The sequence below is a fragment of the Gymnodinialimonas sp. 202GB13-11 genome, from assembly GCF_040932485.1.
Taxonomy (GTDB): Bacteria; Pseudomonadota; Alphaproteobacteria; order Rhodobacterales; family Rhodobacteraceae; genus Gymnodinialimonas; species Gymnodinialimonas hymeniacidonis.
The window spans coordinates 2,531,502-2,543,960 of the sequence record NZ_JBFRBH010000001.1; the positions used below are offsets into that span (position 1 = coordinate 2,531,502).

Consider the following 12,459-nt stretch of genomic DNA (forward strand, 5'->3'; position numbering starts at 1 on the left):
GTGCCCCGCCGCTATAGGCGATAGAACGCCGGAAGGGGAGTGGTATGAAACGGCTTTTGATCCTGATCATCGTTCTGGCGGTGCTTGGCGGCATCGCTTGGGCCGTGGCCGCGATGACGATGCAGACGGCTGCGACCCGCTGGCTAGATGATCGGCAGGTCGAAGGGTGGGTTGTGAACGTTGCGGACGTGTCCGTTGAAGGCTTCCCGCTGGATTTCGAGACAGAGTTCACGGACATCCAACTGGCCGACCCCGAAACCGGCCTCGCCTGGTCCACCCCGCGCTTCCGTCTGGAGCAGGAGGTGTTCCGCCTCGACCGCCTCGCCGCCTATTTCCCTGAAGAACAGATCATCGCCTCCCCTGAGGAGCGTTTGACACTGACCAGCAGCGCAATGTTCGCAAACCTCGACGTTCAGCCAACCAGCAATTTCGCCCTCGACGGCGCGCGCGGATTCCTGTCGCAGCTTGAAGTGACTTCCTCCAATGGCTGGACAACGGCGCTGGAAGAGGCAGACCTGACTGTCACGCGGATGGACGGTGAAGATCGCCGTTACGAGGTCAACCTGATCGCCTTTGAGCTGTTTCCGCCGGAGGTTATCCGCAATCGTCTGGATCCCGTCGGCGTCCTGCCTGAGCGGATTAACCAACTCAGCGTGAACACCCGCGCACGCTTCGACCAGCCTTGGGACATGACGGCGTTAGAAGATCGGCGACCGCAACCGACTGAATTGGAAATCGAAAGCATAACGGCGACCTGGGGCGACATGTTGTTCCGCGCTACAGGCACGCTGGATGTCACGGCAGGCGGCATCCCCGAAGGCGAACTTGCGGTCAGGGCCGAAAACTGGCGCGCCATGCTTGAGCTTGCGGAGAATGCAGGCGTCCTGCCAGAACGCATCCGCCCGACGGCTGAGGCGATGCTTGAGGTTCTGGCAGGAATGAATGGCAGCGCCGAGAATATCGATGCGACGCTCAATTTCTCAAACGGACGCGTGTTTATCGGGCCACTGCCCATCGGCCCCGCCCCGTCGCTGCGGATCCGTTAACGGCAGTACGCGCCGGATCGGTAGGACGCCACGTCGAAGTGGAAGTGGTCCTGGTGGAACCGGTCGGATTCCGGTCCAAGCACCGTGCCGAACGTGCCGCAAGCCGCCTCATGAAGGCTACGCATGATGCCGGAATTCCCACTGCGCCAATCGCTTAAAACGCTCAGTTCAGAGCCATTTTGCAGGCCGATCCCGCCAATATCGATGGCGTTCCCGGTGGAATGCTCAGACAGCCGCGCACCGCGCTGTGAATTTCGGGTCCGGCATGCATAGCTGGCGAGCACACGCAGGTTCGCCATGCCACCGCCGGTATTTCCGATGATGTCGTCGGCATCCAGCACCCACTGGCTGATGGACTGCGCGGTGACGCAGTTGATCGTTGCTGGTGTTGTCAGCTGCACGCCGTGAACCACACGAAGCCGTACGGCGTTTTGAATGCCACAGCCGCTGATCCGGCCTGTCACCGGCTCAATCACATCGCCTTGCAACCCAACCACACCGCAAAGCTGCCCAGAGCTTTGGCCGGGGCGCGTTACGGTGCTTGGCGTGTTGCGCGTTGCTGCGGCGCGTACGCGGCTTTCCAGCCCATCGGGGCGCAGGGTCGGGCGCAAGGAACTGGCCACGGCAAGGGCCGTCCCGCCGCCCGCGACGACAGTCGGAGCGGCGTTAACTGCGCCAAGCCCGCCGCCATTCTGGCGCGGCCGGAACAGACCACCGAGGATGCCAGGGCGTCGATTTGGCGATTGCGGTTGCGCAGTGGCGGCTGCAGCGACGCCAGCATCTGCGCCGGATCCCGCAGAGGGCACGGGCGTGCCACCAGGCCGCGCGGGTGGGCGCAAAGACGCGCCCGGTGCAAGTTCCGTCGCCGTGATAACGCGCACCTCGGCTTGCTGTGCCGCCGCCAAAGCAGGCACCGCCAATGCAATCGCCAACAGACCCGCGCGTACCCTCATGCGCCCTCGTCCTTCCGTGTCGCACCACGCCCAAAGTTAGGCGCGTCTGTATCTTGCCCCGCCTCGATAATACCACGCCGGATGGCGCGCGTGCGGGTGAAATAATCATGCAGATGGTCCCCATCACCGGTGCGGATCGCCCGTTGCAGGGCGAAAAGCTCTTCCGTGAAACGCCCCAGGATTTCCAGTGTCGCCTCTTTGTTCGACAGGAAAACGTCGCGCCACATGGTCGGGTCACTGGCAGCAATTCGCGTGAAATCGCGGAATCCAGCGGCTGAATATTTAATGACCTCGCTATCGGTCACGCGCCGCAGATCATCCGCCACGCCAACCATCGTGTAGGCGATCAGGTGCGGTGTGTGAGAGGTAACGGCGAGCACCAGATCGTGATGCTCGGCATCCATTTCCTCCACAATCGCCCCACAGCCTTCCCACAGGCTTCTCAACCGCACGGTCGCGGCAGGGTCTGTGCCCTCAACCGGCGTCAGCAGAAGGTAGCGATTGTCAAAAAGCTCGGCAAAGCCGGACCTTGGGCCAGAATGCTCGGTGCCCGCCACGGGGTGGCCCGGTACGAAATGCACGCCCTCGGGCAGATGCGGGCCGACTGCTTCGATCACTTCGCATTTGACCGAGCCAACATCCGTCACTGTCGCGCCAGCGGCCAGATGCGGCGCAATCTCGGCGGCGACGGCCGACATCGCGCCAACGGGCACGCAGAGCACCACCAAATCCGCGTCTGCCACGGCCTCGGCCGCTGTATCGACGATCCGGTCACACAACCCAATCTCTCGCGCCACATCCCGCGTCTCAGCTGACCTTGCGGTGCCCACAATCTCACCCGCCAGCCCCTTGCGGCGCATCGCATGGGCGATGGAGCCTGCGATCAGGCCGAGACCGATCAGCGCAACACGTTGGTAAATCACGCTCATTCCGCCCCCTTGAATGACGCAAGTGCGCCAAGCACGCGGTCATTGTCTTCCGGGCGGCCCACCGTGATCCGCAGGCAATGCGGTAAGCCATAACTTTTCGGCGCGCGCACGATAATGCCCTGCGATTTCAGGTAAGCGTCTGCCGCGTCTGCCTCCGCCTCATCCGCGAACCGGGCGAGGACGAAATTGGCAAAGCTCTCATCACAGGCGATGCCAAGCTGACGCAAGCCGCCCGTCAAGCGCGCGCGCTCGTCCGCGTTCACGCGAATGCACTCGGCGACCCAATCCCGGTCCCGCACCGCCGCCTCAGCCCCCGCCAAGGCAATACCAGACAAGTTGAATGGCCCCCGAATGCGATTGAGCGTGTCGATGACGTGCTGCGGCCCATAACCATAGCCAACACGCAGCCCACCAAGCCCATATGCCTTTGAGAATGTGCGCGTCATCACCACGTTGTCGCGGTTTTCCACAAGTGCCGCGCCACCATCATACCCTTCCGCGAATTCCGCATAGGCGCCGTCCAGCACCAGCAGGCACTGGTCCGGCAAAGCGTCCGCCAGCCGATCCAGATCGCCGCGTTCCAGCATCGTCGCTGTAGGGTTCGCCGGGTTGGCGAGGAAGATCAGGCGGGTCTTCTCAGTCAAGCCGCCGATCAATGTCTCCACATCCACGCGGCGCTCAGCCTCTGGCACCTGAACCGGCGTGGCACCACAAGCCAAAGCGCTGATCCGGTACATCCCAAATCCGTGTTCGGTATAGAGCACCTCGTCGCCCGGCCCGGCATAAGCCTGACAAAGGAAATGGATCACCTCGTCCGAGCCGACACCGCAGATGATCCGCTCCGCATCAAGGCCATAGACCTCCGCAATAGCAGCACGCAGGGGGCCGTGATCGGTCGGCGGATAGCGGTGGCTTTCACTCAACGCTGCACCCATTGCCTCAACCGCAGCCGGACAAGCTCCGAACGGGTTCTCGTTCGAGCTCAACTTCAACGGCTCGGCATGGCCTTCGATCTTCGAGGCCCCGCCTTGATAAAGCGCGATGTCGAGGATGCCGGGTTGCGGTCGAATGGGGGCGGTCATCTCAGATCCTGTTTGCAGTTCCGCAGGGTTCTAGCGCGCAGGCGCGCACGGGGGAACAGCTTTTCAGAAGAAGTTTTGGGGGTCGATATCCACCGCCAACCGCAGATTGCCGGGCAATTTCAGACCGGAAATCCAACGACTTATGGCCGGTTGCAAAGCCACACCCTTGGGCGCCTTGACCAATAGCCGCACCCGGTGCCGCCCGCGCACCCGCGCAATAGGGGCGGGCGCAGGTCCGTAGACGATCCCACCTGCCTGTCGGATCGGCCCGTCATTGCGCGCGAGATGTGTGCCCAAGTCAAAGGCCGCTGCGGCCTCGGTGCTGCTGATGATGATCCCCGCCAATCGTCCATAAGGCGGCATCCCAGCCGCTTCGCGCTCTGCCGCTTCGGTGCGCCAAAACCCTTCCTCATCCCCGCTCAAAATCGCCCGGATCACCGGGTGATCGGGCTGGAACGTCTGTAAAAGGGCCTGCCCCGGCTTCTCCGCTCGCCCGGCACGCCCTGCCACCTGCCGCATCAACTGAAACGTCCGCTCCGCCGCGCGCAGATCACTGCCCTGCAGACCAAGGTCGGCATCCACTACGCCCACCAACGTCAGGCGCGGGAAGTTGTGCCCCTTCGCAACCAGCTGCGTGCCGATGATCAGGTCGGTATCACCGTGGGCCAGTTCCTCGATCTGCTGCTTTAGCGCCCGCGCGGAGCCAAACAAATCCGAGCTCAGAATCGCCGTCTTCGCATCCGGGAACAACGCCGCCGCTTCCTCCGCGATACGCTCCACGCCCGGGCCAACGGCGGCCATCTTGCCCTCCACCTCGCAAGACGGGCAGGCCAGCGGTACTGGCTTCGTCTCTCCACATTGATGGCAGATCAGCCGCTTTTGGAACCGATGTTCCACCATCCGCGCATCGCAATGATCGCAGCCAACCATCTCGCCGCAGGCCCGGCAGAGCGTCACCGGCGCAAAGCCGCGGCGGTTGAGAAAAAGCAGCGATTGCTCGCCCTCTTGCAGTCGTTGCCCCACGGCGGAGGCCAAAGTCGGCGAAATCCACGATGATCCCGGCAAATCTTCCAATCGCATATCAATCGCCGCCATATCCGGCAGGTCTTGCGGACCGAACCGGCTGGTCAGATCGAGCCGCGTGTACTTCCCGGCCTCTGCGTTCGCCCAACTCTCTAGCGATGGCGTGGCGGAGGCCAATACCACCTGCGCATCATTCAGCGATGCACGAAGGACCGTCATATCGCGGGCATTGTACGAAGCGCCCTCGTCCTGCTTGTAGGAGGTGTCATGTTCCTCATCGACGACGATCAGGCCAAGGTCGCGGTAGGGAAGGAAAAGCGCGGAGCGCGCACCAACAACCAGTTGTGCCTCGCCCTGCCCAACCATGCGCCAGCAGCGGCGGCGTTCGGTCATCGTCACGCCAGAGTGCCATTCCGCAGGCTCCGCCCCGAATCGTGCTTTCACGCGGGTCAGGAATTCGGATGTCAACGCAATCTCTGGCAGCAACACCAAAGCCTGCCGTCCTTGCCGCAAGCATTCCGCGACGGCCTCAAGGTATACTTCCGTCTTGCCCGATCCGGTCACGCCCTTCAGCAAAACGGTCCCATATCGGCGTGCCTTCAATCCCTCTCGCAACTGCCCCGCCGCGACTGCCTGATCCTCTGTCAGTTCTTTACCCGGCAAGCCCGGATCGAGCGGCAAATATGGAGCATCTCGCGGCGTGTCGGCCTCTTCCACGACACCCTGCTTCGCCAGCCCCTTAACGACGCTCGACGTAACCCCCGCCAACTCGCTCAATTCCTTCAGCGTAAAGCCAAGACCGCCGTATTCCACCAGCGTATCAATCACTCTCTGCCGTGCAGGCGTGGCGCGGTCAGGCGTGCCCTGCCCCAACCGATACACCTTGCGCATCGACGGCGGGTCGCTCAGCCCCGGCGCGCGGGTCGCGAGCCGCAGCATGATGCTCATCGGCGTCAGCGTATAAGCCCCGGCCTTTTCCAGAAACTCCCGCATCTCAGCCCGCATCGGCGCGACATCCAGCACCCGGTTCACCGACCGCACCTTGGCGATGTCCCAATCCCCACGCCCCTTGCCCCAGACAACGCCCAAAACCTTGCGCGGCCCCAGCGGCACCTCCACGAACGCACCCAACCAACAGCCACCCGAAGGCGCCTTGTAGTCAAGCACGCGGTCCAAGGGCTCTGCTGTCAGAACCCCCACCAGATCACCTTCGTCGAAATGCTCGTCCATGCCTTCCGGCCCGTCGCCCCATGCGCTAGAAGACCGCTAAACCATCATAACCAGCCCCCGAAAGGAACCGGCCAAATGAAATTCTTTGTGGATACCGCCGATGTCGATGCGATCCGTGAACTGCATGAGCTGGGGATGGTCGATGGCGTGACCACGAACCCCTCGCTGATCATGAAGTCTGGCCGCGACATTAAGGAAGTCACGAAAGAGATCTGCGATATGGTCCCCGGCCCCGTTTCTGCCGAAACCGTCGCACTGGATGCTGAGGGCATGATCGCCGAGGGGCGCGAGCTGGCCAAGATCGCCGACAACATCACCATCAAGGTGCCGCTGACGTGGGCCGGGCTGCAAGCCTGCAAGGTTCTGTCGGGTGAAGGCCGCATGGTTAACGTCACGCTCTGCTTCTCCGCCAATCAGGCGCTGCTGGCCGCCAAGGCGGGCGCAACCTTCATCTCGCCCTTCGTGGGCCGCTTGGACGATATCAACATCGACGGCATGGATCTCATCGCAGAGATCCGCCAAATTTACGATAACTATGATTTCTCCACAGAAATCCTCACAGCCTCGATCCGCTCTGCGAACCACATGAAAGAGGCCGCACTGATCGGTGCAGACGTCGCTACCGCGCCGCCCAACGTCATCAAGGCCATGGCCAACCACGTGCTGACCGACAAAGGCCTCGACGCCTTCATGGCCGACTGGGCCAAGACCGGGCAGTCGATTGTCTGAACTTGCGATAGCCGAGCACCTTTGGCGACAGCTCAATGCCTTGGTGCTCGACCCCCAATTTGCCTACAACACGCGCGCTGACGGCAGTACGGTCGTCGTCAAGCCCTCGAAATCCCCGCGCACTCCGGTCAGTGGCTTGTCCTTGGAAAGAGCCATTTTTCCGACGGCTCCAATGCTGTCTCCGCCTTCCAGATCGACACTGATGGCAAAAGTGACACCGTCATGCACGCCTGGTGGCAAACGCCCAAGGGCTGGTGCTCCACCTCCGACCAGCCGCGCATTTTCGCCTGGATGAACCGCCCTTGCGCAGACCTCTTCCCCTGTCGTTTTGAAACAACAATCCCGCTCGGACCGGGTCTAATGGTGCACGGGTAGGCAAAAAAACTGGCCCGCTCAGTGCCGCCCATGCTATGTGCCTTGCAACAATCAAGAAGACTTGAGGCAGCAGTAATGAGCAATACCGAGGCGGAAGCCCCGCTCTTTCCCAATGAAGATTGGCGTGATCGTGCGCTGGCGGACCCGGAGTTGATTCTGGAAGACCGCGACCTGATGCGCGCCCTGATCGCCGCCAATGACCGCCAGATGGGTGGCAATATCGTCGACATGCGCGGCATCGCCATGGAACGTCTGCAAAACCGCCTCGACCGGCTTGAAGACACGCATCGCTCCGTGATCGCCGCTGCCTATGAAAATCTCGCGGGCACCAACCAAGTCCACCGCTCGATCACACGCCTGCTCGACGCTAAAGAATTCACTGATTTCCTGACCATGCTCGGCACCGATGTCGCAGGAATCCTGCGCGTTGACCGTGTCCGCTTGGTGCTGGAAAGCGCCGAAGCGACGGAGACTGAGGCCCCCAAGGTCCAGAAACTTGAAGATGTATTGACCGTTGTCGCCCCAGGCTTTGTGAAGGACTACGTGACCGGCGGACGTGAAGTGCCCCATCGGCAAGTGACACTGCGCCAAGTCGGCGGCCAATCCGAGCGCATCTTTGGTGAGGCCAGCCGATGGATCCATTCCGAGGCCTGCCTGACGCTCGATCTGGGCGACGGACGCCTACCCGGCCTGCTGGTCATGGGCGCAGAAGACCCGCATCAGTTCCGCCCCTCCCAAGGCACCGACTTGCTGACCTTCTTCGCTGGCGTGTTCGAACGCCTCATGCGCGGCTGGCTGGACTGAGCTCATGTCGACGGCGATCACACCTGCCGTCCGCGACCTGCTGGAACAATGGCTCACCCACCTGCGCGGCGTACGCGGGCGGGCTGAGGCTACGCTGACGGCCTATGCCGCCGACGTAACCGACTTCCTCGCGTTCCAGTCCACCCATCTCGGCGGCGCCCCCGGGCCCGGCGAGCTTCGCGCTCTGCAAACCCGAGACCTTCGCGCCTGGATGGCCAGCCAACGCGCCCGCGAGGTCGGGTCGCGCTCGCTTGCACGGCGCCTTTCTGCCGTCAAAGCTTTCTACAAATGGTGGGCAGAGCGCGATGGCTTTGACGCCACGCCCGTTCTGTCCATGCGCGCACCCAAACATACCCGACGCCTGCCGCGCCCCCTGACCGAGACCGGCGCGAAAGACATGATCAACGGCGTAGCCGCCCAAGATGAACGCGATTGGGTCCAGGCCCGCGACATGGCCGTCGTGACCCTACTTTACGGCTGCGGCCTGCGGATATCCGAGGCCCTTGGTCTCACCGCCGACGCGCTTCCTTTACCGCAGGTCCTCCGCATCACAGGCAAAGGCGGAAAGCAGCGTGAGGTTCCTGTCCTGCCCGCCGCTCAAGCCGCCACCACCAAATATGCCCGCCTCTGCCCGCACGACCTCGCCCCCGGCACGCCCCTCTTCCGCGCCATACGCGGTGGCCCTCTAGGCCCCCGCGCCGTGGCAAAGGTGATGGAGAAAACCCGCGCTCAACTGGGCTTGCCGGCCTCCGCCACACCCCACGCCATGCGCCACTCCTTTGCGACGCATCTGCTAGATGCTGGAGGCGACCTCCGCGCCATTCAGGAACTGCTCGGCCACGCCTCGCTCAGCACCACACAGGCCTACACCGCCGTGGACACTGCGCGCCTGATGGAGGTCTACAACGCTGCGCACCCCAAAGCCTGAACGGCCCATACAGCAGTTGCACTTACAGTGATTTACGGGCATCCACCCCTAATGCGTTTTAGAGCCTATTCCGTTCATCTCTTTACAGCCATTGGCGCGTCCCTTGCGATGCTCGCCCTGATCGAGGCCGCGCAGCAGGATTGGGCAATGATGACCATCTGGCTCACCGTGGCCTTCATCGTCGATGGCGTCGATGGCCCGCTGGCACGCCGCTATGACGTGACCGAGAATGCGCCGATCATCGACGGCGCGCTTCTCGACCTCATCATCGACTTTCTGACTTATGTGATGATCCCGGCCTACGCGCTTTATGGCTCTGGCCTGATGCCGGGCTGGTCGGGCTGGATCGTGGTGCTGCTGATCCCCTTCGCCTCGTCGCTCTACTTCGCCGATACGCGCATGAAAACGGCGGACAAATCGTTCCGCGGCTTCCCCGGCTGCTGGAACATGGTGGCTCTGGCCATGCTGGTGATGGAGCCGCCCTGGTGGGTGATCCTCGCGCTGGTCATTGCCCTTTGCGCAGCACAGTTCCTGAACCTGAAATTCGTACACCCCGTGCGCACGATGCGCTGGCGGTTCCTGTCGCTGCCCATTGCAATTCTTTGGGTCGCGGCCATCGCCTTCGCCGCTTGGACGAATTTCGCGCCCAACCCAGCGCTAACACTGGTTGTGATGGTGACGTCGATCTATCTGGCCGTGGCAGGGATCGCGCAGCAAGTGATCTACGATCGCGGATACGCCCGCTAGGATCGGCTTCGCGGACAGCCGCAGGCTGGAGGAGGGACCGAAGAGACGCTATCAGTCCCGCGAGCGGATCACCTTGGCAAAGGCATCAAAGATAGGCTCCGCGCCACACAGCACATGCCCGTCTTCCAACAACGACTGCTCTTCGCGGATCGGCTCCACAAAGGCCCCCGCTTCGCGCGCAATCAGAATACCAGCGGCGATGTCCCAAGGCTTGAGGTTGTATTCCCAATAGCCCTCGAAACGACCCGCCGCGACCCAACACAGGTCAAGCGAGGCCGCCCCATTGCGCCGCATGCCCGAGCACATCGGCATCAGCTTCCCCAGATCGCGCAGGATCGCGGGCAGATACTTGCCCCCATCCGGCGGCAGGCCCGCGCCAAACACGGCCTCCGACATCTTGCTGCGGGCCGACACGCGCAGGCGCTGTGTATCGTTCAGCCAAGCGCCTTCGCCCTTCTCGGCAAAGAACATCTCATCCTTCGACGGGTCGTAGACGACAGCCGAGACGATCTCTCCCTTATGCTCAAGAGCAATGGAAATCGCCCAATGCGGCATAGCGTGCAGGTAGTTCGTGGTGCCGTCCAACGGGTCCACAATCCAGCGTCGCGTCGGGTCTTTGCCCTCAACGCCGCCACCTTCTTCACCAAGGAAGCCGTAATTCGGGCGCGCCTCCATCAACTCTTCTTTGATGATCTCCTCCGCCGCACGGTCCGCGCGACTAACGAAGTCACCCGGCCCTTTGGCCGAGACCTGCAACTGCTCCACCTCACGGAAATCCTTGAGCAGGCTCCGCGCCGCTTTGCGTGCGGCCTTGATCATCACGTTGAGGTTGGCTGAGCCTTGCATCGGCATGTCTCCATTCGGTCAGAGCGCGCGTATAGTCCCCGCGTTCAGGAATGCCAAGCGCCGCGCGCCTGCAAGACCTCTTTCAGGACGGAAGGCCGGTCACTCATGATCCCGTCCACACCCAGATCCAGCAGCCGTTCCATCTCGGCCCGGTCATCAACCGTCCAGACTTGCACCTTCACACCGCGCTTTTGCGCCGCTCGCTGGACCCGCCCAGTTACCACCGGAATTCCGTTGAACGCAGTCGGCACCTGCACCACCGGATATGGCAATCGCCCAACCGGTACACCCCAACCAGCAGCCCAAAGCCGCGCCACACCTGCATGGGCAGGCGACCAGCATAGCCCCTCCCCCAACATCCCCCGGATCGCCGCTGTGTTCTTCGGGTCGAATGCCCCCACACAAACACGATCCAGCGCATCTGCCCGGCTGATCACTTCGGCCAATGGCGCGGCGACCTCCAAGCACTTCAACTCGATATTGAAAAACGTTTGCGGGAACGCCGCTAAGACCTCATCCAAGCGAGGCACCTCCGCCCCAGCAGCGGTGCGAAGCGTGGCAATCTCGGCCCAATCCATCTCCGCCACGGCACGCGCATCACCGAACATCCGCTCAAACGTATCGTCATGGTGCACCACCACCACGCCATCCCGGCTCAGATGCACGTCCGTCTCGATATGCGTGAACCCCAACCCCGCCGCATAAGCAAAGGCCTCCGCCGTGTTCTCCTCCGCCTCCAGCGCCCCGCCGCGATGCGCAAAGCCCACACAGCCCTCGAAATCCAGAAACGGATGCGTCATCCGCGCCTCTGCAATTTCAGCGGCTCGGTCCGACACAGCTTCAGCACATGGGACATGAACGGCTTGCCCGTATCCTCCTCCCGGCTCGCACCATAGAGCCGCCGCGTCACACCGCCTTCCGTCAAAGGTTTCGTCAAAATGCTCTGCGACGCGCCCACATCGCGCACCACCCAATCGGGCAAAACCGCCACCCCGCGGCCAGAGGCCACTAGCAGCAGGATCACTGCGGAAAGTTCCACCTGCCGCACGGCCTTTGGCTCTACCCCCGCCGGGTGCAACAACTGGCTGAACACATCCAACCTCGCGCGCTCCACCGGGTAAGTGATTAGCGTCTGATCGGTGAAATCCGCGGCCTCCACGAAATCCTTACCCGCCAGCGGATGATCGGCTGCGCAAACAAACACCGGCTCGTAGTCAAACAGCGGCGTGAAATCGACACCCGCCAAATCCTCCGGGTCGCTCGACACCACCAGATCCACATCCTGCCGCACCAATGCGGGCAGCGCCTCGAATTGAAGGCCGGGGCGAATATCCACATCCACATCCGCCCAAGTCTTCCGGAAGGCTTCCAGCACCGGCAGCAACCAGTCAAAGCAGGCATGGCATTCAATCGCGATATGCAGCCGCCCCGCCTTGCCCGCGCGCAGCCCGCTGAAATCCTCCTCAAGCGCCGCCACCCGAGGCAAAACCTCCTCCGCCAACCGCAGCATCTTCATGCCCGCAGCCGACAACCGCATCGGCTTGGAGCGCCGAACAAACAACTCAACCCCCGCCTGATCCTCAAGCCCCTTGATCTGATGGCTCAGCGCGCTTTGCGTGATGTGCAGGCTGTCGGCGGCCTTCGCCAAACCGCCCTCCTCATAGATCGCCTTGATCGTGCGCAGGTGCCGGAATTCGATATGCATACGGAACTCATATTGATGATGAGAGTTATGAATTTGGCTTCACAGCACCTCTATGCGACATC

12 protein-coding genes are annotated in these 12,459 nt (G+C 62.4%); 5 read left to right on the forward strand and 7 right to left on the reverse strand.

Features of this window, described 5'->3' with window-relative positions; translation table 11 throughout:
* Positions 1–44 precede the first annotated feature (44 nt).
* Complete coding sequence (locus V8J81_RS12725) at positions 45–1,046, forward strand: DUF2125 domain-containing protein (RefSeq protein WP_368476126.1); 1,002 nt, start codon at positions 45–47, stop codon at positions 1,044–1,046.
* On the opposite strand, the gene V8J81_RS12730 is transcribed toward V8J81_RS12725, so the two are convergent.
* The 4 genes from V8J81_RS12730 to V8J81_RS12745 form a co-directional block, all read right to left on the reverse strand.
* Positions 1,043–1,999 carry an extensin-like domain-containing protein gene (locus tag V8J81_RS12730; protein ID WP_368476127.1) on the reverse strand — a complete coding sequence of 319 codons (957 nt, stop codon included), beginning with the start codon at positions 1,997–1,999 and terminating at the stop codon, positions 1,043–1,045. The two genes, V8J81_RS12725 and V8J81_RS12730, sit on opposite strands and share 4 nt — an antisense overlap.
* Positions 1,996–2,928, reverse strand: a complete 933-nt coding sequence (locus tag V8J81_RS12735; RefSeq protein ID WP_368476128.1) for a prephenate/arogenate dehydrogenase family protein — start codon at positions 2,926–2,928, stop codon at positions 1,996–1,998. The genes V8J81_RS12730 and V8J81_RS12735 overlap by 4 nt, the downstream gene beginning before the upstream one ends.
* A complete protein-coding gene (hisC, locus tag V8J81_RS12740) occupies positions 2,925–4,010 on the reverse strand; it encodes a histidinol-phosphate transaminase (RefSeq protein ID WP_368476129.1) in 1,086 nt (361 codons plus the stop codon). Before hisC ends, V8J81_RS12735 begins: the two co-directional genes overlap by 4 nt.
* A gap of 63 nt (positions 4,011–4,073) precedes the next feature.
* Positions 4,074–6,263: a primosomal protein N' gene (locus V8J81_RS12745; protein ID WP_368476130.1), complete on the reverse strand. Its 2,190-nt coding sequence runs from the start codon at positions 6,261–6,263 to the stop codon at positions 4,074–4,076.
* A gap of 75 nt (positions 6,264–6,338) precedes the next feature.
* Here V8J81_RS12745 and fsa point away from each other — a divergent pair, with 75 nt between their 5' ends.
* The 4 genes from fsa (at position 6,339) to V8J81_RS12765 (ending at position 9,846) form a co-directional block, all read left to right on the forward strand.
* On the forward strand, positions 6,339–6,992 hold the full coding sequence (gene fsa, locus V8J81_RS12750) for a fructose-6-phosphate aldolase (protein ID WP_368476131.1): 654 nt from the start codon (positions 6,339–6,341) through the stop codon (positions 6,990–6,992).
* A 450-nt stretch (positions 6,993–7,442) separates the two neighbouring features.
* On the forward strand, positions 7,443–8,171 hold the full coding sequence (locus V8J81_RS12755) for a DUF484 family protein (RefSeq protein WP_368476132.1): 729 nt from the start codon (positions 7,443–7,445) through the stop codon (positions 8,169–8,171).
* 4 nt (positions 8,172–8,175) lie between these two features.
* On the forward strand, positions 8,176–9,099 hold the full coding sequence (locus V8J81_RS12760) for a tyrosine recombinase XerC (RefSeq protein ID WP_368476133.1): 924 nt from the start codon (positions 8,176–8,178) through the stop codon (positions 9,097–9,099).
* Positions 9,100–9,150: 51 nt separating this feature from the next.
* Positions 9,151–9,846, forward strand: a complete 696-nt coding sequence (locus tag V8J81_RS12765) for a CDP-alcohol phosphatidyltransferase family protein (protein ID WP_368476134.1) — start codon at positions 9,151–9,153, stop codon at positions 9,844–9,846.
* A gap of 51 nt (positions 9,847–9,897) precedes the next feature.
* Here V8J81_RS12765 and V8J81_RS12770 read toward each other — a convergent pair whose 3' ends face one another.
* Genes V8J81_RS12770 through V8J81_RS12780 form a run of 3 tightly spaced genes read right to left on the reverse strand, consistent with a single transcriptional unit; the run spans position 9,898 to position 12,397 of the window.
* The gene (locus V8J81_RS12770; RefSeq protein ID WP_368476135.1) at positions 9,898–10,692 is read right to left on the reverse strand and encodes an inositol monophosphatase family protein; all 795 of its coding nucleotides are present in this window, start codon (positions 10,690–10,692) and stop codon (positions 9,898–9,900) included.
* Positions 10,693–10,736: 44 nt separating this feature from the next.
* On the reverse strand, positions 10,737–11,492 hold the full coding sequence (locus tag V8J81_RS12775) for a glycerophosphodiester phosphodiesterase family protein (protein WP_368476136.1): 756 nt from the start codon (positions 11,490–11,492) through the stop codon (positions 10,737–10,739).
* Positions 11,489–12,397, reverse strand: coding sequence for a LysR family transcriptional regulator (locus V8J81_RS12780; RefSeq protein ID WP_368476137.1), 909 nt, complete (start codon positions 12,395–12,397; stop codon positions 11,489–11,491). Before V8J81_RS12780 ends, V8J81_RS12775 begins: the two co-directional genes overlap by 4 nt.
* Between the last annotated feature and the right edge of the window lie 62 nt (positions 12,398–12,459).